Genomic DNA, 23,946 nt, shown 5'->3' with positions numbered 1-23,946 from the left:
ACTGAAATGCGTAAAGGATTACCCGCCGCGATTCTGGCTGGCTTTGTTGTAACCGGTTGTGTCAATCACCCTGCAAAGCAGAGTGCAGCGGATATCCGTTTGCAGCTCGGATTGCATTATCTGGCGGTGAAGGATTATGCCGCTGCACAGCGCAATTTATTGCGTGCTCAGCAGGCAGCGCCGAAAGATTATCGCGTGCCGTTGGCCCTGGCCCGTGTGGCGCAGGCGCAGCAGAACAGCGCACAAACCCGCTGGCACTATCAGCGGGCGCAGCAGTTAGCGCCGCTGAATGGTTATGTGGCTAACAATTACGGTGCGTTTCTCTGCGGTTTAAGGCAGTATGACGAAGCGCATCAACAGTTTAAGCTGGCAATTGAGGCGCAGGAAATCGATGCTCGTCAGGATGCATTCCTGTTTTCGGGCTATTGTTACCTGCAGGCTGATGAGAGTGCCGCAGCGCGCGAGCAGTTAGGTTACGCGCTGGATGCCGCACCGGAGCAGGGCAGTCAACTGCTGAGGGAAGTGGAAAGGCGGCTTGAACAGCAGGAACAGCAGTCGGTTCCGCTGCTTTTAGAAGTGTACCACCAGCGTTTGCCCGCAACGGCAGAGAGCCTGTGGTTACAGATACGTTTCGCCGCGCAACAGGGAAACGCTGCTGACGTTACACGTTATGGCGACCGGTTGGCGCGAAGTTTTCCACAATCGATACAGTACCAGCGTTATTTAGCTAATGAATACTGAAGCCACTCAAGAGAATTCTGCAGTACATTCCACAGGTGAACGCCTGCGTCTGGCCCGTGAGCAGATGGGGCTGACCCAGCAAAACGTCGCTGAACGCCTGTGCCTGAAACTTACTACCGTGCGTGATATTGAAGAGGATAAGTCACCTGCTGATTTGGCTTCGACATTCCTGCGCGGTTACATTCGCTCCTATGCCCGTCTGGTGCATGTGCCGGAAGATGACCTGCTGCCGATGATGGCAAAACAGGCTCCGGTGCGCGCTGCCAGGATCGAGCCGATGCAGAGCTTCTCATTGGGTAAGCGTCGTAAAAAGCGCGATGGCTGGCTGATGATCTTCACCTGGTTGGTGATTTTCGTTGTAGTCGGTTTGACCGGTGCGTGGTGGTGGCAGAACCATAAAGCGTCACAGGCTGATTTGGTGTCGATGGCCGATCAAAACGGCAGCGGCGACAATAGCCAGTCCATTCCGTTGGGCGACAACAGCACCGACAGCAATGCCGATGCGGATACTAATGCTGCCGGTACGCCAGTCGATAACGGTGCTGGCGCAGTGACCACGCCTGAAAGCAACGCCGCTGCACCTGCGTCGAGCATGAGCAACAATGCGCAAACCACCGGCAGCGACAACGCCGTGGTTTCGCCAAGCCAGGCTCCAATTGATACAGCGCCGCCAGCAGCGACCTCTCCGGCGCCAGCCAACAGCGTTCCTGCTGGTCAAATGCCTACCGCGAATGCGGCAGTCAGCCAACCGGCAGGCGATCCGAATGCCATCGTAATGAACTTCAAAGCCGACTGCTGGCTGGAAGTCAGCGATGCGACCGGCAAGAAGTTGTTCAGCGGTTTGCAACGTAGCGGCGGTAAGCTGAGTTTGTCCGGAACGGCTCCGTATCGTCTGAAAATTGGCGCACCGGGTGCGGTTGACGTGCAATATCAGAATCAGCCCGTTGATTTAAGTCGTTTTATCCGTAATAACCAGGTTGCCCGTCTGACGCTGGGTGCGCAATAACGCGCAGCGCGCTTTCCGGGTAATTGTGGAGAGAGAATATGCATAACGAAGCACCCATCATCCGTCGCAAATCAACACGGATTTACGTCGGCAAGGTGCCAGTTGGCGATGGTGCGCCCATCGCCGTTCAGTCAATGACCAACACCCGCACCACTGACGTGGACGCCACCGTTAACCAGATTCGCCAGCTTGAGCGCGTCGGGGTTGATATCGTGCGCGTCTCCGTTCCCACTATGGATGCGGCTGAAGCCTTCAAACTGATTAAGCAACAGGTCAACGTGCCGCTGGTCGCGGACATTCACTTTGACTATCGCATCGCACTGAAAGTCGCTGAATATGGCGTGGATTGTTTACGTATCAATCCAGGCAATATCGGTAACAATGAGCGTATTCGCCAGGTGGTGGATTGTGCGCGTCATTACAATATTCCGATCCGTATCGGCGTTAATGCCGGTTCGCTGGAAAAAGATCTGCAGGAAAAATATGGCGAGCCAACGCCGCAGGCGCTGCTCGAATCCGCGATGCGCCATGTGGATCACCTTGATCGCCTCAATTTTGATCAGTTCAAAGTGAGCGTCAAAGCCTCTGACGTCTTCCTTGCCGTTGAATCCTATCGTTTGCTGGCGAAAGCCATCGATCAGCCGCTGCATCTCGGTATCACCGAAGCGGGCGGCGCGCGTGCGGGTTCCGTGAAATCGGCGATCGGTTTAGGTTTACTGCTGGCCGAAGGCATCGGCGATACGCTGCGTATTTCGCTGGCGGCCGATCCGGTTGAAGAAGTGAAAGTCGGCTACGATATCCTCAAATCTCTGCGCATCCGCTCCCGCGGCATCAACTTTATTGCCTGCCCGACCTGTTCGCGTCAGGAGTTTGATGTCATCGGTACGGTCAATGCGCTGGAAGAGCGGCTGGAAGACATCATCACACCGATGGATATTTCCATTATCGGTTGCGTGGTGAACGGTCCGGGTGAAGCGACAGTTTCTACCCTCGGCGTGACCGGCGGAGCCAAGAAAAGCGGCTTCTACGAAGATGGTGTGCGCCAGCGCGATCGTCTCGATAACAACGACATGATCGACCAGCTGGAAGCGCGTATTCGCGCTAAAGCCAGCATGCTGGATGAAAGCCGCCGTATCAACGTGCAGCAGCTGGAAAAATAATCGTGGCGCGCGCCAGTCGCGTGCCAGTTTGTGATTGAACCTGTGCGGTTTCATCCTCATAAGGTATGATGCCGCTCAGGTTTTTTTGTCTTAAGAGATTCTAACGTGGCGAAGAATATTCAAGCGATTCGCGGGATGAACGATTACCTGCCGGCGGATACCGCGATTTGGCAGCGTATTGAAGGCACCCTTAAGCAGGTGCTGGCCAGCTATGGTTACAGTGAAATCCGTCTGCCAATCGTTGAGCACACCCCGTTGTTCAGCCGCGCGATCGGTGAAGTCACCGACGTGGTTGAGAAAGAGATGTACACCTTTGAAGACCGCAACGGCGAAAGCCTGACGCTGCGTCCGGAAGGCACAGCAGGTTGCGTGCGCGCCGGTATCGAGCACGGTCTGCTGTACAATCAGGAACAGCGTCTGTGGTACACCGGCCCGATGTTCCGCTACGAGCGCCCACAGAAAGGTCGTTATCGCCAGTTCCACCAGATGGGTGTCGAAGTCTTCGGCCTGCAAGGCCCGGACGTAGATGCTGAGCTGATCATGATGACCGCGCGTTGGTGGAAAGCGTTAGGTATTGCCGAGCACGTTGAGCTGGAGCTGAACTCTATCGGTTCGCTGGACGCGCGTGCCAACTATCGCAGCGCGCTGGTAGCATTCCTTGAGCAACATCAGGACGTACTCGACGAAGATTGCAAACGCCGCATGTACACCAATCCACTGCGCGTGCTCGACAGCAAAAATCCTGACATCCAGAAACTGTTAAACGATGCGCCAACGCTAGGCGAATTCCTTGATGAGGAGTCACGCGAGCACTTCAGCGGCCTGTGCGCCTTGCTGGACGACGCGGGCATTAACTATCGCATTAACCAGCGCCTGGTGCGCGGCCTCGATTACTATAACCGTACCGTGTTTGAATGGGTGACCAGCAGCCTCGGTTCGCAGGGCACCGTGTGCGGCGGCGGACGTTACGATGGTTTAGTTGAACAGCTGGGTGGACGTGCCACGCCAGCGGTCGGTTTTGCCATGGGTATGGAGCGTCTGGTGTTGCTGGTGCAAGCAGTTAATCCAGAATTTGAACCGACGCGCATTGTTGATGTCTATGTTATCGCTTCGGGGCAGGGCGTTCAGTCCGCCGCGATGCAACTGGCGGAAAAACTGCGTGATGCTGATCCGGCACTGAAGATGATGACCAACTTTGGTGGCGGTAACTTCAAGAAGCAGTTTGCCCGTGCAGACAAGTGGGGCGCACGCATTGCGCTGGTGCTGGGCGAAGATGAAGTGAAAGCGGGCCAGGTTGTGGTGAAAGACTTGCGTACCGGCGATCAACAGACGCTGGCTCAGAGCGACGCCGCTGCGACGTTGCGCACACTGCTGCAGTAAGCGCAGCACTGCAACAGCCATTTTAAAGAGAGGGATTGCGTGGAAGTTTACAGCAACGAAAACGAACAAGTTGACGCGCTGCGTCAGTTCTTTGCCAACAATGGCAAATTTCTGGCCGTTGGCGTAATCATCGGTATCGCTGCGCTGGGTGGCTGGCGTTTCTGGTCCAGTCATCAGGAAGGCACCGATAAAGCGGCATCAGCAGAATATCAACAGCTGACCAGCGCGATGCAAGCGGACAAGCCTGATTCGCTGGAAGCGGTCGCCACTTTCGCCAGCGAAAACAACAACACCTATGGTGCGTTGGCTTCGTTGGATCTGGCTAAGCAGTATGTTGAAACCAATCAGCTCGATAAAGCTATCACTCTGTTACAGAGTGGGCTGAAAGATACCAAAGATGCCAACCTGCAGGCGGTGATTAACCTGCGTCTGGCTCGCATTCAGTTGCAGCAAAGTCAGGCCGATGCCGCACTTTCTACCCTTAACAATGTTAAAGGTGATGGCTGGACAGCCATTGTGGCGGACATTCGTGGCGAAGCACTGCTGAGCAAAGGCGATAAGCAGGGCGCGCGTGATGCCTGGAGCAAAGGTGCTGAATCGCAGGCCTCTCCTGCGCTGAAGCAAATGCTGCAGATGAAGATGAATAACTTAAGTTAAGCCAGTCAAGAGAGCGCACATGGAATTACGTAAATACCTGCTGCCAGGGCTGATTTCAGTCACTCTGCTCAGCGGTTGCTCGCTGTTCAGCGGCGAAGAAGATGTAGTGAAAATGGCCCCGCTGCCTAAAGTGGAAAACCAGTTTACGCCGCAGACCGCGTGGAGCACCTCGGTTGGCGATGGCGTTGGTGATTTCTATTCCAATCTGCATCCAGCCTGGCTGGACGGTACCGTGTATGCTGCGGATCGTTTTGGTGTGGTTAAAGCGCTTGATGCCAGCAATGGTAAAGAGAAATGGAAAGTCGATCTCTCTGAGAAAACCGGCTTCTTCTCGAAAAACATCTCGGCACTGCTCTCTGGCGGCGTCACCGCCAGCGGCGATCGCATCTACATCGGTAGCGAACGTGGTCAGGTATTTGCGTTGAATACCAGCGATGGTGGCATTGCCTGGCAGACCAAGGTCGCCGGTGAAGCGCTGTCGCGTCCGGTGGTGAGCGACGGTTTAGTGCTGGTTCACACCAGCAACGGTATGTTGCAAGGCCTTGATCAGAGCACTGGCGTGATCAAATGGACTGTTAACCTTGATATGCCTGCGCTGTCACTGCGCGGTGAATCAGCCCCGACCGTGGCCTTTGGTGGCGCAATTGTGGGTGGCGATAATGGCCGCGTGAGCGCAGTCATCGTCAATCAAGGTCAGCTGATTTGGCAGCAGCGTATTTCGCAGCCAAGCGGCGCCACGGAAATCGATCGCCTGAGCGACGTCGATACTACGCCAGTCGTGGTAAACGGTGTAGTTTATGCGCTGGCGTATAACGGTAACCTCACCGCGCTGGAACTGCGTTCTGGTCAGGTGCTGTGGAAACGTGAGATTGGCGGCGTGAAAGACATGGTGGTGGATGCGGGTCGTATCTACCTGGTCGATCAGGATGACCGTGTGATTGCCCTGAATGCTGACGGTGGCGTAGCCATTTGGCGTCAAAGCGATCTGCTGCATCGTAATCTGACCTCGCCGGTGCTGTTCAACGGTTATCTGGTTGTCGGTGATAGCGAAGGTTATCTGCACTGGATTAACACCCTTGACGGCCGCTTCGTGGCGCAGCAGAAACTGGACAGCGATGGCTTCCAGACTGAACCGGTGGTTGCCGGTGACAAGCTGCTGATCCAGGCGAAAGGCGGAGAAGTTTACGCCATCACCCGTTAAGGATTTGGCTCTGCGGGAACCCGTTTCCCGCTCGCTTACACGGCTCCTGATTCGTCAGGGGCCGTTTCGTTTTTAGTCAGGCATGGTATTCTTTGCGCTTCAGCCTGACGCCTGGCGTCAAATGTCGTTATAATCACGCCATTCGGGCGAATTATTTTAAAAACTGAGGCAAGTGTTATGGTACCTGTGGTCGCGCTGGTTGGGCGTCCCAATGTGGGAAAATCTACGCTATTTAACCGTTTAACACGCACACGTGATGCGCTGGTGGCGGATTTTCCTGGACTGACTCGCGATCGCAAATATGGTCGCGCCGAAGTGGAAGGGCGCGAATTCATTGTTATTGATACCGGCGGTATTGATGGCACCGAAGAGGGCGTAGAAAACCGCATGGCGGAGCAGTCGCTGCTGGCGATTGAAGAAGCCGATGTGGTGCTGTTTATGGTGGATGCGCGCGCGGGCGTGATGCCGGCGGATCAGCAAATCGCTAATCATCTGCGTGCCCGTGAAAAAGCCACTTTTGTTGTCGCCAACAAAACTGACGGTATCGACCCGGAAGCGGCGGTGCTCGATTTCTATGCGCTGGGCTTAGGCGAGATTCACGCCATTGCAGCTTCGCATGGCCGCGGCGTTAACAGCCTGCTGGAAACCGCACTGTTGCCGTGGATGGAAGAAATCGTTCCAGAAGTCGAGCTCACTGAAGAAGAAGAGAACGCTGCTTATTGGGCCGATTTAGAAGAAGAGAGTGAGAAGGCGCTGGAGGAAGAGGAAGAAGAAGATTTCGACCCAACCACACTGCCAATCAAACTCGCTATCGTTGGCCGCCCGAACGTGGGCAAGTCAACGCTAACTAACCGCATTCTTGGCGAAGACCGTGTCGTGGTCTTCGACATGCCGGGCACCACGCGCGACAGCATCTATATTCCGATGGAACGTGACGGACGTGAGTATGTCCTGATTGATACCGCTGGCGTACGTAAGCGCGGTAAAATCACCGAAACCGTCGAAAAATTCTCAGTTATCAAAACGTTGCAAGCTATCGAAGATGCTAACGTGGTGATGCTGGTGATTGATGCGCGTGCCGGAATCTCCGATCAGGATCTCTCGCTGCTCGGCTTTATCCTGAACAGTGGGCGCTCACTGGTGATCGTGGTCAACAAGTGGGATGGCATGACGCAGGAAGCCAGAGATGAAGTCAAAGAGATGTTGGACTTCCGCCTGGGCTTTATCGATTTTGCGCGCATCCACTTTATTTCCGCCCTGCACGGCAGCGGCGTCGGCAACCTGTTCGAATCGGTGACCGAAGCGTACGACTGCTCCACCAAGCGTGTGGGCACCGCAATGCTGACGCGCATCATGACTATGGCCGCCGACGATCACCAACCGCCGTTGGTACGGGGTCGCCGCGTGAAGCTGAAGTATGCGCACGCCGGTGGTTATAACCCGCCAATTGTGGTGATTCACGGCAACCAGGTGAAAGATCTGGCTGATTCCTATAAGCGTTACCTGATGAACTACTTCCGTCGTTCACTCAACGTTATGGGGACGCCGATTCGCATTCAGTTCAAAGAAGGCGATAACCCGTACGCGGGCAAACGCAACCTGTTGACGCCAACGCAGCAGCGTAAACGTCAGCGTCTGATGTCGCATCTGAAGAAGAACAAGCGTTAAGATGAGAAGGGCCCAACAGGGCCCTTTTTTTTCACCTGTAACTTGCAGTGGCGCCATTTATGGCGACCGCCATCCAAAGCGCAGAGGATAATGGATGAACTTTTCCTGCCCAACCTGTCAGCAACCACTCACTCTTAGTGAAACCGGTTTTGACTGCCCCAATTGTGAACGTCATTTCGATCGTATCGCCTTATGCCCGGATTGCCATCGGCCGTTACAAGTGCTGAAAGCCTGTGGCGCTGTCGACTACTTTTGTCAGCACGGCGACGGTCTAATCTCGAAAAAGCGCGTCGAATTTACGCCTGCCTTCATCGCAGATTAAAAACTCCGGATTCCACGCCTAGAGTTATTAACAAGTTACGCCTGGATTTGTAGCAAAAATGCTATTAACCAGTGACTGCTGCGTTATGGATATTCACTTTTTATTGTACCAGGTGGTACAATTCTGCCGCCTTGTCGCGAGAATCACTCTCACCTACGTTGTGTCCTCGCTCACAAGCGCCGAATCACGGGCATTGCACCCGTATCAATAGATATAAAATAAAGCGTAACGGAATAGTTCCTGTCTCCCGCTGCGGCTGGGGCCTTGTCATCGGCTGCCACAGATTTATCGGCGCCAGCGCTTTATTTTTTCAGGAGAGTTTTTGTTATGGCAGAAAATTCCGCTCGTCCCGGCAAAGGGCTGAGCATCTGGTCCGTACTGTTTGGCCTGGTTTTGCTGGCAATCGGCTTGTTCTTCGCAATCGGCGGCGGCAAGCTGGTCGCGCTGGGCGGCAGCTGGTACTTCCTCATCGCCGGTATCGTTATGTTGCTGTCGGCCATTCAGTTCTTCCGTCGCAAATCATCCGCCGTCACCCTGTTTATTCTGGTGTTTGCTGGCACGCTGATTTGGTCACTGTTTGATGCAGGCCTGCATTTCTGGCCGCTGGTCTCGCGCTTGATGGTGCCGGCCGGCTTGATGCTGTTTGCATTCCTCACCTGGCCAGCCCTGCGTAAAAGCGAAGGCAAAAGCTCCCTGGCAAAAGTCTCTTATGTGCTGTCTGCGGTGATCGTGGTGGGCATGGTGGCGACTTTCGTGCAGATGTTCCAGCCGCATCCTACCGTGGCATTTGACGGTAAACAGCTGCCGCTGATTCCGGTCGATAAATCAAAACCTCAGCAAGACTGGAGCAGCTACGGCCGTACGCCGGGTGGCGACCGCTTCGCTGCCATCGATCAGATTACCCGCGACAACGTGAAAGACCTGCAGGTTGCCTGGACTTTCCACACTGGCGATACGCCAATCAGCCCAACCGGTAACGGTGCGGAAGATCAGCAAACCCCGCTGCAGGTAGGCAACACGCTGTTCCTGTGCACCCCGCATAACAATGTGATTGCGGTTGCCGCAGACAGCGGTAAGGAAATCTGGAAACGCGAAATCAACGCGCAGGCAGAAGTGTGGAACCGCTGCCGTGGCTTAGCCTATTTCGATGCGACTAAACCGCTGCAGCAGCCAACCGAGCCGGGTTCAACGCCGGTTACTGCCGCTGTGCTGCCTGCTGGCGACACCTGTCAGCGTCGTATTCTGATGAACACCATTGATGCGCGTCTGATTGCTATCAACGCCGACAACGGTGAGCTGTGCGACACCTTCGGTACGCACGGTGTGGTTGACCTGAAAACCGGTCTGGGCAGTGCGCCAGATCCGCAATATCAGCTGACGTCACCGCCAGCGATGGCCGGTACCACTGTTGTTGTGGGTGGTCGTGTCGCCGATAACGTACAGACCGACATGCCTGGCGGCGTGCTGCGTGGTTTTGACGTCATCACCGGTCAGATGCGTTGGGCGTTTGATCCAGGCAATGACGACCCCAATGCGGTGCTGATGCCGGGTAAAAATTACACCCGCAGTACGCCAAACTCGTGGGCGCCAATGTCTTACGATCCGGCAATGAACACCGTGTTCCTGCCGATGGGTAGCTCGTCAGTGGATCTGTGGGGTGCGAACCGTACCAAACTGGATCACACTTACGGCGCATCAATTCTGGCGTTGGATGCCACCACCGGTAAGCAGAAGTGGGTTTATCAGACCGTGCATAACGATCTGTGGGACTTCGACCTGCCAATGCAGCCGAGCCTGGTCGACTTCCCGATGAAGGACGGCACTAACAAGCCAGCCGTCGTTATCGGCGCGAAAACCGGCATGATCTGGGTGCTGGACCGCTTGACCGGCAAGCCTTTGACCAAAGTTGAAGAGCTGCCGATGCCGCAGGGTCACATCCCGAACGAGCAGTACACCAAAACTCAGCCGCACTCTGTGGAAATGCCAAATATCGGCAACCAGAAAATGACGGAGTCGGATATGTGGGGTGCAACACCGTTTGATCAGCTGGCGTGTCGTATTGCCTTTAAAGGTATGCGTTACGATGGTCTGTTCACCGTGCCGGATACCGATAAATCCCTCAGCTTCCCAGGTTCACTGGGCGGTATGAACTGGGGCGGTATCTCGTTTGACCCGAACAACCAGTACATGTTCGTTAACGACATGCGTCTGGGCCTGTGGGTACAGATGATCCCACAAGACACCAGCAAAACGGCGGCCAGCAACGGCGGTGAAGCCATCAACACCGGTATGGGTGCGGTTCCGCTGAAAGGCACACCGTACGCGGTGAACAAAAACCGCTTCATGTCGCCGCTGGGCATTCCGTGCCAGGCTCCGCCGTTCGGTACGCTGTCAGCGATTGATATGAAAACCCGTCAGATCGTGTGGCAGGTGCCGGTGGGTACGGTAGAAGATACCGGTCCGTTTGGTATCAAAATGCGCGCGAAAATGCCAATTGGTATGCCGACCTTAGGCGGCACGCTGGCAACGCAGGGTGGCCTGGTGTTCATCGCGGGTACGCAGGATTACTATCTGCGCGCTTTCGATAGCTCAACCGGTAAAGAAGTGTGGAAAGCACGTCTGCCAGTCGGCAGCCAAGGCGGTCCAATCAGCTACGTTTCGCCGAAAACCGGCAAACAGTACATCCTGATCTCCGCAGGCGGTGCACGTCAGTCGCCAGACCGTGGTGATTACGTGATTGCTTACGCGCTGCCAGACAGCAAGTAAGTTAAAAAAGGAGAAAGGCCGACATCATGATGTCGGCCTTTTTTTTATCACCCTCCGTGGCACATCTCTTCCTTTAAGGCACCTTAATTACTGCTGCTTAGAAGGGCGACGGCTTTTTTGACCTCCTTTTCTTCCAGCTTCCCTGGCTCTTTCAGGATCGTTTCTGAAATTACCCCCACTGACTTTGCCGCCAGCGCTACCGGCTTCCCTGGCGCGCTCCGGGTCCTCTGCAAAGTTCCCGGCACCACCTCGTTGCTTTTTTTGTGTCATAGCAGAGACCTCATCTAAGGGTGTTTTCTTCGACGTGGACTAGCTAGCCACATAATGAGTATAGTCAATCAGTTACGCTCTGCCTTGAGAGATCTCCGATAACCTATTCACCGTCTCGCCACAGCGATTGCAGCTCGGGGGGCGCCAGTTGTTCGGGAATTAAAATCACGAAACTTCCCGCTTCGCGATGGGTAGCATAGGTGATTTGAATGCGGTAGTAGCGCTGATCGCCACGACCGACATTTGCCGCCTGATCTTCCGTTTCTCCCAAGGGCATTACCTGTTCCAGCACCTCGCAGACGCGCTGCTTTTGCGGTTCCGGCAGTTCCCCCAGCGCAAAGCGCCGTTCGCCGCGCAGTTTAGGGATAAAAGCGATTCCGCCTTCCCGCGCCAGCTCGATGATTGCGTCATCGGTCAGTTGGATGTCCATGTTACGCCTACCTGCTGCCAGGCGGATTGGATCTTTTCCGCCACTGAGCTGTTGAATCGTTGATTGGCGTGCTGCACGGTAAAGCGCGCAAAGGTGCTGAAATCGGCATCCTGTGGCAGCGTTTTGTCGCACAGCGTGTCGTACCAGACTTGACCGGCCTGTTCCCACGCAAAGCCGCCCAGCGCTTTGGCGGCGAGGTAAAAAGCGCGATTGGGAATGCCAGAATTGAGGTGCACGCCGCCGTTGTCGTCACGCGTTTCGATATAGTGCGCCATATCGGCCGGTTGCGGATCTTTACCCAGCACCGGCTCATCGTAGGCCGTTCCCGGTGACGACATCGAGCGCAATCCGCGCCCGTTGATGCCCTGCGCCAGTAAACCTTCGCCGATAATCCAGTCGGCCTGATCGGCGCTCTGCTTGAGGTGAAATTGCTTCACCAGCGAACCAAACACGTCAGACATCGATTCATTCAGCGCGCCTGCCTGTTGGAAATAGATCAATCCCGCTTCGGTTTCTGTCACGCCGTGCGTCAGCTCGTGCGCCACCACATCCAGCGCGATAGTAAAGCGATTGAAAATCTCGCCGTCGCCGTCACCAAACACCATCTGCTGCCCGTTCCAAAAGGCGTTCTGATACTCCTTGCCGTAATGCACGGTGCCATCGAGCTTCAGGCCTTTATTGTCCAGCGAGTTGCGTTGGTAGATTTGCCAGAAGAAATCGTAGGTAATGCCGAGATAGTTCCAGGCTTCTTCGGCTGCAACATCACCATTTCCCGGCTGGCCTTCTTCGCGCACCAACGTGCCGGGCAGATTTTGCGTTCCTTCGGCGTCATAGATAGCACGCAGCACCGTGCCTGGCTGAGCGGTGGCGGTGCTTGCTGGTTTAGCGTTATGTTCGCCCATCAGGTGCTGGACGTGGGTGAGGGTGCGGCGCGCGTAGTCTTGTTGCGCGCCGGAGCAGTTATCAATGATATTGCGCAGAATGTAGGGAGGAATAACGCTGTAAGACATAAAAAAACTCCTGGCCATTGAGGTACATGCCAGAAGTATAGTTTTCCCGCTATGAACGCGCTTTGCGGCTCCGGGATTTCTGCGGTTCGAGTGCGGTAACCTGGCTTTCCACCCAGCCATCGTCCAGCCGGGTGCGCAGCAAGTCGCCTTTGCTCAGCTGTTGGGTTTTCTTCACCACCTGACCCTGGGTGTCGGTGGTTACGCTGAAGCCACGCGCCAGCGTCGCCAGCGGGCTCACGCCTTCCAGCTGTGCCGCCAGCGTGCCAAAGCGCTGACGATTGTGATTGAGCTGCTTCTCCATGCCCTGCTGTAAGCGATAGTGCCATTGCTGGAGCTGCTGCTGAGCGCGCAGAATACGTCCCTGCGGCTGCTGGGCGTTAAGGCGTTGCAGCAGGCGATCCTGCTGACGATTGGCCACGCGCATGCGCTGGTCCATTGCTTCACCGAGACGGCGCTGCAGCTGGAAGAGCGCGGTTTGCTGGCGTGCCAGACGCAGCTGCGGATGCTGCTGCTGTAAGCGGTGCTGAATGCGCGTGAAGCGACGCTGCTGCTGAGCCAGATAGAAATCCATCGCCATCTCCATGCGCTGCTGCTGCGACTGCAAACGGCGCAACAGTTCAAGCTGATTACGGCTCACCAGTTCTGCCGCAGCAGATGGCGTTGGCGCACGTAAATCCGCTACGAAGTCAGCGATAGTGACATCGGTTTCATGCCCAACGGCGCTGACAATCGGCAGGTGGCTGGCAAAAATCGCCCGCGCCACGCGCTCGTCATTGAAGCTCCACAAATCTTCCAGCGAACCGCCGCCACGACCGACAATCAGCACGTCACACTCATCGCGCTGGTTAGCCAGCTCAATGGCACGCACAATGCCAGCCGGCGCATCCACGCCTTGCACCGCGGTGGGATAGATAATCACCGGCAGTGAAGGATCGCGTCGATGCAGCACGCGCAGCACGTCGTGCAGCGCCGCGCCGGTGGCGGAGGTAATCACGCCCACCTGACGCGCCGGATCCGGCAGCGGCTGTTTGAACTGTTGATCGAATAAGCCTTCCGCGGCTAAACGCGCTTTCAGCTGCTCGAATTGCTGCTGCAGCAAGCCTTCACCGGCCGGATGCATGCTTTCGATAATCAGCTGATAATCGCCGCGCGGCTCATACAGCGTGATGCTGGCGCGCACTAACACTTGCTGGCCATGTTGAGGACGGAAGGTGACGCGACGATTGCTGTTGCGGAACATCGCGCAGCGCACTTGTGCGCCATCATCCTTCAACGTGAAGTACCAATGACCGGAAGAGGGCTGAGTGAAATTTGAAATTTCAGCGCTGAGCCACACCAGGCCCATCTCATTTTCCAGCAGTTGGCGCACCGTGGTGTTCAGGCGGCTGACGGTAAAAATATTGGCGGTTGGCGGTAGCGACATGTGATGTAGATCAAATTTTAAATCAGAGGGTTAATCGACTGATACTACATTGCTTGCCCCGAGGATCAAGACTTTTTCTGAAAAAACACTGGAGGCAATCGGTTTCGGCCTGTATAATGCCGCGGCAATATTTTATCTGTTTTAATCGCCCCCAGGTGGAGATATTGCAATGTTAAGAATCGCTAAAGAAGCCCTCACATTTGACGACGTTCTGCTCGTTCCCGCTCACTCCACTGTCTTACCGAACACCGCTGATCTCAGCACTCAACTGACGAAAAACATCCGTCTGAACATCCCCATGCTCTCCGCTGCAATGGACACCGTGACCGAAGCCGGTCTGGCAATTGCGCTGGCGCAGGAAGGTGGTTTGGGCTTTATTCACAAAAACATGTCAATTGAGCGCCAGGCGGATGAAGTTCGTAAGGTGAAAAAACACGAAAGCGGCGTCGTTACCGATCCACAAACCGTGCTGCCAACCACCGCGCTGGCGGCGGTGAAAGAGCTGACCGAACGTAACGGCTTCGCCGGCTACCCGGTCGTGAACACCGACAACGAGCTGGTAGGCATCATCACGGGCCGTGACGTGCGTTTTGTTACCGACCTGACCTTGCCGGTTTCCGCGGTGATGACCCCGAAAGAGCGCCTGGTAACGGTGAAAGAGGGTGAAGCGCGCGAAGTTGTGCTGCACAAAATGCATGAAAAACGTGTTGAGAAAGCGCTGGTTGTTGATGACAGCTTCCACCTGCTGGGCATGATCACCGTTAAAGACTTCCAAAAAGCCGAACGTAAACCTAACGCGTGTAAAGATGCGGAAGGCCGTCTGCGCGTAGGCGCTGCGGTTGGTGCCGGTGCGGGCAATGAAGAGCGCGTTGATGCGCTGGTTGCTGCCGGTGTTGACGTGCTGCTGATTGACTCATCACACGGTCACTCTGAAGGCGTGCTGCAGCGTATTCGTGAAACCCGTGCAAAATACCCGAACCTGGAAATCATCGGCGGCAACGTTGCCACCGGCGCAGGCGCATTGGCGCTGGCGCAGGCCGGCGTGAGCGCGGTGAAAGTGGGGATCGGTCCTGGCTCAATCTGTACCACGCGTATCGTCACTGGTGTTGGCGTGCCACAGATCACCGCGGTATCTGATGCAGTTGCCGCGCTGGAAGGCACCGGCATTCCGGTTATCGCTGATGGCGGTATTCGCTTCTCTGGCGACATCGCTAAAGCGATTGCAGCAGGCGCAGCGGCCGTCATGGTCGGTTCTATGCTGGCCGGTACCGAAGAGTCTCCGGGCGAAATCGAGCTGTATCAAGGCCGTTCGTTCAAGTCTTATCGCGGTATGGGTTCACTGGGCGCGATGTCTAAAGGCTCTTCAGATCGTTACTTCCAGAGCGATAACGCCGCTGACAAACTGGTACCGGAAGGTATCGAAGGCCGCGTGGCCTATAAAGGCCGCCTGAAAGAGATCGTGCACCAGCAGATGGGCGGCTTACGCTCTTGCATGGGCCTGACGGGTTGCCAGACCATTGACGATCTGCGCACCAAAGCGGAGTTCGTGCGTATCAGCGGCGCGGGCATCAACGAAAGCCACGTGCATGACGTGACCATCACCAAAGAGTCACCAAACTACCGCATGGGTTCATAATCCCGTAAAATTTAGCGCCCGGCACCCGCCGGGCGCTTTTATTATTAAGTCCATCCCAATGGAAACGCCTCAATGACGACTGAAAATATTCATAAACATCGCATTTTGATCCTCGATTTTGGTTCTCAGTATACGCAGCTGGTTGCGCGCCGCGTGCGCGAGCTGGGTGTTTACTGCGAACTCTGGGCGTGGGATGTCACCGAAGAGCAAATTCGCCAGTTTAACCCGAACGGCATCATTCTCTCTGGCGGTCCGGAGAGCACCACCGAGCTGAACAGCCCGCGTGCGCCGGAATACGTGTTTAACGCGGGTGTGCCAGTGTTGGGCGTCTGCTACGGCATGCAGACCATGGCGATGCAGTTGGGCGGCAAGGTTGAAGGCTCTAACGAGCGCGAATTTGGTTATGCGCAGGTTGAAGTGCTGACTCAGAGCGCGCTGGTGCGTGACATCGAAGATGCGATTAGCGCAGCAGGTAAACCGCTGCTGGACGTTTGGATGAGCCACGGCGACAAAGTCACCGCCATCCCAGCCGGTTTCGAAACCGTTGCCAGCACCGAAACCTGTCCGTTTGCCATCATGGCTAACGAAGAGAAGAAATTCTACGGCGTGCAGTTCCACCCGGAAGTGACGCACACGCGTCAGGGCCTGCGCATGCTTGAGCGTTTCATTCGTGACATCTGCGGCTGTGAAGCGCTGTGGACGCCAGCCAAAATCATCGAAGATGCGGTTGAGCGTATTCGTCAGCAGGTTGGCGATGACAAAGTGATTCTCGGTCTGTCTGGCGGCGTGGACTCTTCTGTGACCGCGATGCTGCTGCATCGCGCCATCGGCGAGCGTCTGACCTGCGTGTTCGTGGATAACGGCCTGCTGCGTCTGAATGAAGCTGAGCAGGTGCTGGAAATGTTCGGTGACCACTTCGGTCTGAACATCGTGCACGTTGCGGCAGAAGCGCGCTTCCTCGATGCGCTGGCAGGCGAGAACGATCCCGAAGCCAAACGTAAAATCATCGGCCGCGTATTCGTAGAGGTGTTTGACGAGCAGGCGCTGCGTCTGGAAGACGTGAAGTGGCTGGCACAAGGCACCATCTATCCTGACGTGATCGAATCGGCGGCTTCTGCCACCGGTAAAGCGCACGTGATCAAATCGCACCACAACGTGGGCGGTTTGCCGAAAGAGATGAAGATGGGCCTGGTGGAGCCGCTGAAAGAGCTGTTCAAAGACGAAGTGCGTAAAATCGGTCTGGAACTCGGCCTGCCGTACGACATGCTGTATCGACATCCGTTCCCAGGTCCAGGTTTGGGCGTGCGCGTGCTGGGCGAAGTGAAGAAAGAGTACTGCGACCTGCTGCGCCGTGCAGACGCTATCTTCATCGAAGAGCTGCATAAAGCTGACCTGTACAACAAAGTCAGCCAGGCGTTCACCGTGTTCCTGCCAGTACGTTCTGTTGGCGTGATGGGCGATGGTCGTAAATATGATTGGGTGGTTTCACTGCGTGCGGTGGAAACCATCGACTTCATGACAGCGCACTGGGCGCACCTGCCGTACGATTTCCTCGGCCGCGTCTCTAACCGCATCATCAACGAAGTGAACGGCATTTCCCGCGTGGTTTATGATATTTCAGGTAAACCACCTGCGACGATTGAGTGGGAATAACCCCGCGTCCGGCATAGACCGGCAGCGAGTGGCAAGAAATACCCGGAAGCCCGCGTAATTGCGGGCTTTTTGCGTTTTCAACCTCGCACTATCTGGCAAGTTTTCACATCGCCAGGCCCCGTTTTAATGGCATGGTAGATGGTACAATCTGTAACCTAATACCATGTTAGGCACTCGATACCATGTCGTTCCTAACCAGTTAGACATGGTATCTATTTAAATTAATATATTGATTTATATTATTTGTATTGGTTTGGTGCAATGAGGGGGGAGTATGGTGTTTTCTAGATGAAACTCGACCGTGATCATGCTGACCGATACCAAGCTGCGTACATCAAGCCGAAAGACAAACTCTACAAAGTGAACGACCATGACGGCCTCTATGATGCCAGCACGCCTGCGGGGTCGATTTCATTCCGCTACAACTATTCGATCCACGGTAGGCTGGATACTATCAAGCGAAGGCCATTGCTTTATTTCAGCATGCTGCCATGAATACAGGAAATTCGACCATGAGTGAAGAGTGGATTCTCCAAACCAAGGAAACCCGCAGGGTATTTTCTAACGCGGCGTGGGTTCCTTTAAGAGCGTCAGTTGAGAGCAAGAAAGGGGATCTAAAAGAAGTAGGCTATGTCAGTGAATATTTCGGCTGTGGTTCTGTTGCATTCCCGTCAGAGCATCGCCAGCTAGTTGAGGAACGTCTTGGATGGAGCGACATAGGTATTGGGCACACAGTCGCGCCTTATGCATACGAAGATGGATATTATGTGTCCATTGAGCAATATCAATACAACGATAAAGAGCCAATAGGTGTCAATCTAGTTTTTGAACACCCGCAACCTGTTGTTGGTGGTAGAAAATGGATACTAAGCCCTGATTTGGTAGTCGCGCTGCACTTGATCAAAGAGGGGGGCAACTGGGTCAGGCCTGAAGAAAATTTCGTTGTGGTAGCTCGCGAGACAGTTAGTGAAGATGGCGACCATTGTCAGATAGAAATAAAACGAGAATTTTTACTCGACTATCTAGCGGCCAGAAATCTGTCGCTCCGCCTTTCATACTACCGACAACGGGTAGAAAATGTCCCCGTATTTGAGGACAGCGCATATTCAAATTTGCAGCCTCACGATGAGGAAAGAGATAACGGTAAATTCACCCTAATCGTTCGCAAGCTTGATGAAGTCTTTGGGGGAAGCTGGGCGATGTTTCGAGCCTGGCGAACGGACGTAGATGAGGGAGAAGACGCCCCTGTGATGGGCCCTGAGAATGACTCGAACACAGACTATGAAAGTTCAAAGGGGCATCGTGGAGGATATAAAGGTGTACGGGTAGAAGGGGAGTTTTGGCGTGAGGAATGGATAGACCACCAATCAAAAAGCCCACGCGTTCGTGGAGATGCAGATCCGAACCTCCCGCAATTCATCGTGGAAACCGATGGAACGCGAATGAGATCAGCAGAGCTTGATAACGAGGACATAGGCCGCTGGCTATGGTTTCGGGTCAGCGTCGTGAATGAGCTTCTCAATAGTCGAGGATTTAAGTTGGCGTGGTATACGGCTGAAACTGGAGCTATTAATTCCACATCAGGATATAAAACGCATTTCGGGATAAACAGTTCGGATCTTATCACCGTATATGCTTATGACATCGCACGACTCGCCCCATGGGAGCAGCATGTTTGGGCGGGGCATAATGTAGCTCCTGAAGGGAAGGTTTCAAGCGAGCTACTGGACGCGCATGTGAGGGCGAAACCGGCACCCACATATGCGGTTGAAGAAATGTTTTTTGGAAGCATGAGGCTTTTGGAAGATGGCTTCAGGCATAAATACGAAATATCGCCGTTCACCCATGATATTGATGACTCCGAAGTAGGGCAGCAAATATCCAGGTTTGCAAGCAAAGACAGAGCGACCCTACTCAGATTAGCCAAGGACATCATTCGCGTATTCTCGGACAGGCTCAACGTAACCGAGCTACGCAAGCTTTCTACACACCAAGATAAAGGCAAGCTCGGCTCAAACAAGTTACTCCAAAGTATTTTGGCTGAGAAAATTGGAGACGACAAAGCCAAAAGAGTATTTGCTGAGATTGCCGGTGTATATGATATGCGAGTGGGAGATGCACACCCTACAGGCTCAAAGATAACAGACGCGATCAAGCTCGCGGGCGTCGATGAAGAAGACTCGCCATTGCGGCAGGGAGAGCAACTCATTCACAACGTTGGGCGATCGATCTGGCACATAGGGAAATTCTTGTTCGGCGAGACTGATGAGTCGGACAAGTAGCAATGACTGCTTCTGGCAGTTTTCTGTCAGTCCTGACAAGCGGTACTGCCAGAAACGGAAGGATTTTAGTGGCTGAGCAAGCTATTCTCCAGGCTGAGGGCATCCGTGAACTATAGGTGATTGATGAAAGACCGTAGTCACGACGGGGCAATGGTCGAACTTTTCCAGACCGATCCATCTTATGCGGCGTAGTTGCTGGCGGGAAATGTTCAGGATGGTAGCCCGGATGAGTTGTCCACCTTGAAGGGGCAACTATCGGTTGCGTTCGCCGCGAGAGAGGTTAATTCGACTTTTTGAATTTACTGGGTATGGTATTTCTCATGGTGTTTAGATTCTTTCTTGTATTAACTCCTTGCTATATAAATGTTTTAATTTTTTAATAATGATCGAGTGAGGGTAAGGTTATTATTTAATATTCTGATTTTCATGTGTTTTTTGGATGCCATTAATGATGTTTCCTGCATTATCAATGGCATTTTTCATGGTATAAGGCCGACGCTGAATCGAAGATATAGCAAATACCATTTGACCGTACCAGCAAATGCCATGGTATCGACAACCGGGTGCATTTCAGCGCTGTGCTAATGCCATCGATGCCCGCTTTTGGTCAGAACCGCTCTCTAGACCCAAGCCTTCTGATCGTTAAATATGCGCCAGAGGAGCACCTCGTGATCGAAATTGTGAACAAGACAGCCGCCGCTTGGAATCGAAGTCTCCATATGGGTGAATAAAGTTTGCGGAAAACACGCTGAGAAAATAGAAAAGCTTCAATGACGGAACATAGCAATGGCGATTAACGGAGAGCACGGTGTTAGTGCAGTCACCGTGGATGAACTACTCAAGCAAGGCCTTCGGATACCGAACTATCAACGTCCATACAGTTGGGAAGTATCGACCGCTCTACAACTGGTGGATGATCTCAGCGAAGCTCTTCAAGATACCAAACGAAAAGAGATTCCCTATGTTTTGGGTGCAATCATTCTTCACGATGATGGTGAGTATCTCAATGTAGTCGACGGACAGCAACGTCTGCTGACTTTGCGAATGATTCTTGCGGCCTTAGATCCGATAAATCATCAGATTTCGGTGTCTGGTAACAGCGAAACCCCTGTCTCTTTGGTTTGGATGGAGCTTCAAAGGCGCCTGTCGCATTTGGAAGATAAAAAAGAATTTTTGGATTTTACCTGTCACAAATGTCAGTTGGTGCGCATTGTGACGGACGATATTGATGAGGCATTTCGTGTCTTTGATTCCCAGAACTATCGCGGCAAACCGCTTGCCCCTCACGACTTACTCAAAGCACACCACCTGCGCGAAATGCACGATGAGTCCGCTGCTATGAAAGTGGCTGTCGTTGAGGCTTGGGAAGCCGTAAAAGATGAGGACCTGGACAGGCTTTTTTCTACTTTTTTATACCGGATATCCAAGTGGTCACGAGGCGAAAGCTCGCTCGAATTTGCTATTCGGGACATCGGCATGTTCAAGGGAATTTCATCACGATCCCTCAGATCATTTTCGCCAAATCTGCGATATCACCTTGCAGCACAAGCCGCTATGCCACTTCTAAGTGCATGGGCATTGTCCTCTACACATGATGTACGAAATGCCGGGCGCAGCCGCTTTCAGCTTGATGCCCCGATAATCGCTGGGCGCTCATTTTTCGAGATGGTGACATTCATGCTTGACGAATTGAAGATACTGGAGAAAGAGGTTATCGATAGAGGTTTCAAAAACTTTGGCCCATCTCAAAGTCGCTACCGCTATGTGTACGAATTGTTCATTGCCGCATTGCTTTGCTATACAAACAAGTTTGGCGATGAAGATGTGGATGAAGTGCGAAATAGGTTATTCGCATGGGCATATGCCTTACGGGTCGAGTTACTTCGTGTGCAATTTGTATCTGCTGACAACCGAGCGCGAGGTAAAAACGATGCAAATAAATCGCCTTTTGTTTTGCTACGCAACGCGATGACTGGAAGTGTTGTCCGCAAACTTTCAATAACAAGTCAGCCATACAGCGATAACCACGAACAGGAACTCGTTGCTTTTATTAAGGGGCTGCAATGAGCAAGAATGAGTTGAAACCCGAACTGCTAACTGTCGGCAAGCTATTCACGGACAATTATCTAATTCCTGTTTATCAACGGAACTATGCTTGGCGGGCCGAACAGATTGAGCAACTTATCAGCGATATTCAAGACTCGGTGGTTGGGGGCCAGGACGACTATTTTCTTGGGAACCTTGTTGTAATCAAGCGGGGTAGAGAGGACGAGTTCGAAGTCATAGATGGACAACAACGACTTACAACCCTCTATCTGCTTCTGACCTTCCTGGAGCAAGACGGTGAGGGTGAGAAGCCGTCGGTTGGCCATGCAGGCCACTTGCAATATGAGTCGCGCGCACGGGCAACAGAAGCCTTGCGGCAAGTAGCACAGGAGGCGGCTAAGGAGCACGTCCGACCGCATGGCTCCACGAGTAATGCAGATGCTGGCATCCATGAAGGCTACAGCATCATCAATCAGTTCTTCAAACAAAATGAAGCCCTTAATCGCTCACGCGAAAAATTCTACGATTTCTTGCTAACGAAGGTGACTGTCGTTCGTGCCTCGCTGCCACCCAATACCGACCTCAATCGCTACTTCGAGATCATGAACACTCGTGGGCAGCAACTCAAGCAGGTTGATATTGTTAAGGCTCGCCTGATGAGCAAGCTGCCCAATCAATATGAACGCGAATGCTTCGCATGGATTTGGGATGCCTGTGCTGACATGGATTCTTATGTCCAGATGTCTCTGACCCGTGGTGACACCAGTTTGCGAAACAAAGTATTTGGCGATGAATGGTCCTGGCTGGAGATGACTAGCTTCGCGTCGCTAATGGAAAGTCGTCCGCAATCCGGCATCAATTCATCAAGGCAATCCTCCGAAGGGGTATCGTTGTCCTTGGATGAGGCGTTGTTAAAATACGCTAAAGAGATCGAGTCAAATTCCACTGAAGACGAGGGCAACGAGCGGTTTCGTTCGACTATTGAGTTTCCGGCCTTTCTGCTACACGTTCTAAGAATTATGAAAGGCGATGAGGTCGAAAATGAAGGCCAGCTTGACGACAAGCGCCTCATCAAGTCATTTGACGACGCCGTAAATAATGTACCCGATGCTAAAGCCGATTGGGTGCGTAGCTTTGCATTCATGCTTCTCAAGTGCCGCAACCTCTTCGATGGCTTCATCTTGAAGCGTCAATTCACGGCGAACAACGGTGACGATGGCGATTGGTCTCTCCAGCGATTGAAGAAAGGCGGCGCGGACAAGAAGCCAACCCCGACGTACATCCATGTTTTCTCGGCCAGTAATAGAAACTTAGAGGAGGACGGCGGTGCTGACCCACATACCCGAGATGTGTTGCTGCTTCAGTCCATGCTTCGGATTACCTACACTTCTCCGCGAACAATGCACTGGATTACTAAAGTTCTTCTCTGGCTATCCGTTAAAGCCCCTCAAGACGCGAAACATGCGGATCTTGCCGATTTGTTGAAGGGGTATGCCCGTAGTAAGGTCAAAGAGACATTCCCCTTCGAGGAAGATCAGCAACCAGAAGGGTTTGGTATCAGCCGTATCGTCTTTTCGTATCTTGACTATCTTCTGTTGAGCGATTCCTCAAAACGAGATTTCAAATTTCAGTTCAGAACTTCCATTGAGCACTTTTATCCACAGAATCCGGACAAAGAACAGTCTGGCGCGGTTGTTTCAGGTTCTAGCCTTAACCTGCTTGGCAACCTCGCGCTCGTAAGCGTCAGCGCTAACTCAAAATTCAGCAATAGCCTTCCCAGAGTGAAGGCCGAAAGCTTCAAGGATACGATTGAACTTCAAAGTCCCAAGCTTAAGAGAATGGCGGAAATCACTCGAAATACAAGCTGGGACGATCAGCAGATAACAGCACATCATGAAGAGATGGTGACATTGCTTCGTGATGATGTAATTCTGGTGGAGGCAAGCGGAAGATCCTACCCGGGACGTTGACTTCTATGAATAACCGCTTTTGGACGAATGTCCCTTGTGGAGTGCAAGTTGTCAGTCTAAAAGCGTTTTGCGTCGGGCGACACGATCAGTACAGCTCCAAGGTTTTCTTACCATGGTATTTTGTGTGATATCGACATGCAGTGAAAATGCTATTCTATTGATTTTATAGTGCTTTAATGTGGCATTGATCATCGAGTGGGATAAATCCTGCTTTGATTACTGCGTAAAAACGAAGCCCGCTTAATTGCGGGCTTTTTTTTCAAACCTTCTGATGGCAAATCATGCGGCTAAATGTATCGCATAGTTCGTGAATACAAACGCCCCC

General features: G+C 53.4%; 18 protein-coding genes and 1 pseudogene. 15 read left to right on the top strand and 4 right to left on the bottom strand.

Annotated features, from left to right (window positions below; genetic code table 11):
* The first annotated feature begins 6 nt into the window (after positions 1-6).
* From pilW to K5Y33_RS09975, 9 genes are all read left to right on the top strand, one after another.
* Positions 7-741 (top strand): type IV pilus biogenesis/stability protein PilW, encoded by a 735-nt coding sequence (gene pilW / locus K5Y33_RS10015; protein ID WP_110866462.1) that lies wholly within the window; start codon positions 7-9, stop codon positions 739-741.
* Complete coding sequence (rodZ, locus tag K5Y33_RS10010; protein ID WP_222233803.1) at positions 731-1,747, top strand: cytoskeleton protein RodZ; 1,017 nt, start codon at positions 731-733, stop codon at positions 1,745-1,747. Before pilW ends, rodZ begins: the two co-directional genes overlap by 11 nt.
* A gap of 38 nt (positions 1,748-1,785) precedes the next feature.
* Positions 1,786-2,907: a flavodoxin-dependent (E)-4-hydroxy-3-methylbut-2-enyl-diphosphate synthase gene (gene ispG, locus K5Y33_RS10005; protein WP_101763487.1), complete on the top strand. Its 1,122-nt coding sequence runs from the start codon at positions 1,786-1,788 to the stop codon at positions 2,905-2,907.
* Between the two features lie 105 nt (positions 2,908-3,012).
* Positions 3,013-4,287 carry a histidine--tRNA ligase gene (gene hisS, locus K5Y33_RS10000; protein WP_192233011.1) on the top strand — a complete coding sequence of 425 codons (1,275 nt, stop codon included), beginning with the start codon at positions 3,013-3,015 and terminating at the stop codon, positions 4,285-4,287.
* 39 nt (positions 4,288-4,326) lie between these two features.
* The gene (locus tag K5Y33_RS09995; protein ID WP_101763489.1) at positions 4,327-4,944 is read left to right on the top strand and encodes a YfgM family protein; all 618 of its coding nucleotides are present in this window, start codon (positions 4,327-4,329) and stop codon (positions 4,942-4,944) included.
* Between the two features lie 19 nt (positions 4,945-4,963).
* A complete protein-coding gene (gene bamB / locus K5Y33_RS09990; RefSeq protein ID WP_110866466.1) occupies positions 4,964-6,145 on the top strand; it encodes an outer membrane protein assembly factor BamB in 1,182 nt (393 codons plus the stop codon).
* 177 nt (positions 6,146-6,322) lie between these two features.
* The gene (gene der, locus K5Y33_RS09985) at positions 6,323-7,813 is read left to right on the top strand and encodes a ribosome biogenesis GTPase Der (protein ID WP_101763491.1); all 1,491 of its coding nucleotides are present in this window, start codon (positions 6,323-6,325) and stop codon (positions 7,811-7,813) included.
* Positions 7,814-7,907: 94 nt separating this feature from the next.
* Entirely contained in the window at positions 7,908-8,135 is a 228-nt protein-coding gene (locus K5Y33_RS09980; RefSeq protein ID WP_110866467.1) for a zinc ribbon domain-containing protein, read from the top strand.
* A 327-nt stretch (positions 8,136-8,462) separates the two neighbouring features.
* Positions 8,463-10,901: a glucose/quinate/shikimate family membrane-bound PQQ-dependent dehydrogenase gene (locus K5Y33_RS09975; protein ID WP_222233802.1), complete on the top strand. Its 2,439-nt coding sequence runs from the start codon at positions 8,463-8,465 to the stop codon at positions 10,899-10,901.
* An 87-nt stretch (positions 10,902-10,988) separates the two neighbouring features.
* Here K5Y33_RS09975 and K5Y33_RS09970 read toward each other — a convergent pair whose 3' ends face one another.
* From K5Y33_RS09970 to xseA, 4 genes are all read right to left on the bottom strand, one after another.
* Positions 10,989-11,171, bottom strand: a complete 183-nt coding sequence (locus K5Y33_RS09970; protein WP_045814915.1) for a general stress protein — start codon at positions 11,169-11,171, stop codon at positions 10,989-10,991.
* Positions 11,172-11,274: 103 nt separating this feature from the next.
* Complete coding sequence (locus tag K5Y33_RS09965) at positions 11,275-11,601, bottom strand: protealysin inhibitor emfourin (RefSeq protein ID WP_222233801.1); 327 nt, start codon at positions 11,599-11,601, stop codon at positions 11,275-11,277.
* On the bottom strand, positions 11,586-12,611 hold the full coding sequence (locus K5Y33_RS09960) for a M4 family metallopeptidase (protein ID WP_222233800.1): 1,026 nt from the start codon (positions 12,609-12,611) through the stop codon (positions 11,586-11,588). Before K5Y33_RS09960 ends, K5Y33_RS09965 begins: the two co-directional genes overlap by 16 nt.
* Positions 12,612-12,660: 49 nt before the next feature.
* On the bottom strand, positions 12,661-14,034 hold the full coding sequence (xseA, locus tag K5Y33_RS09955; protein ID WP_222233799.1) for an exodeoxyribonuclease VII large subunit: 1,374 nt from the start codon (positions 14,032-14,034) through the stop codon (positions 12,661-12,663).
* Between the two features lie 169 nt (positions 14,035-14,203).
* Here xseA and guaB point away from each other — a divergent pair, with 169 nt between their 5' ends.
* From guaB to K5Y33_RS09925, 6 genes and pseudogenes are all read left to right on the top strand, one after another.
* Positions 14,204-15,670, top strand: coding sequence for an IMP dehydrogenase (guaB, locus tag K5Y33_RS09950; protein WP_101763497.1), 1,467 nt, complete (start codon positions 14,204-14,206; stop codon positions 15,668-15,670).
* A 72-nt stretch (positions 15,671-15,742) separates the two neighbouring features.
* Positions 15,743-17,323 (top strand): glutamine-hydrolyzing GMP synthase, encoded by a 1,581-nt coding sequence (guaA, locus tag K5Y33_RS09945; protein WP_101763498.1) that lies wholly within the window; start codon positions 15,743-15,745, stop codon positions 17,321-17,323.
* Positions 17,324-17,630: 307 nt separating this feature from the next.
* Positions 17,631-17,779 (top strand): annotated as a pseudogene (locus K5Y33_RS09940) (Arm DNA-binding domain-containing protein); the annotation flags it as partial.
* A 56-nt stretch (positions 17,780-17,835) separates the two neighbouring features.
* Positions 17,836-19,605 carry a hypothetical protein gene (locus tag K5Y33_RS09935; RefSeq protein WP_222233798.1) on the top strand — a complete coding sequence of 590 codons (1,770 nt, stop codon included), beginning with the start codon at positions 17,836-17,838 and terminating at the stop codon, positions 19,603-19,605.
* A 786-nt stretch (positions 19,606-20,391) separates the two neighbouring features.
* Entirely contained in the window at positions 20,392-21,672 is a 1,281-nt protein-coding gene (locus K5Y33_RS09930) for a DUF262 domain-containing protein (protein WP_222233797.1), read from the top strand.
* The gene (locus K5Y33_RS09925) at positions 21,669-23,621 is read left to right on the top strand and encodes a DUF262 domain-containing protein (RefSeq protein WP_222233796.1); all 1,953 of its coding nucleotides are present in this window, start codon (positions 21,669-21,671) and stop codon (positions 23,619-23,621) included. The genes K5Y33_RS09930 and K5Y33_RS09925 overlap by 4 nt, the downstream gene beginning before the upstream one ends.
* The last annotated feature ends 325 nt before the right edge of the window (positions 23,622-23,946 follow it).

The organism is Pantoea sp. DY-17, assembly GCF_019795975.1.
GTDB classification, from domain to species: Bacteria; Pseudomonadota; Gammaproteobacteria; order Enterobacterales; family Enterobacteriaceae; genus Pantoea; species Pantoea leporis.
The sequence above is the reverse complement of the archived record's forward strand: the minus strand, read 5'-3'. Positions and strand labels throughout refer to the sequence as shown.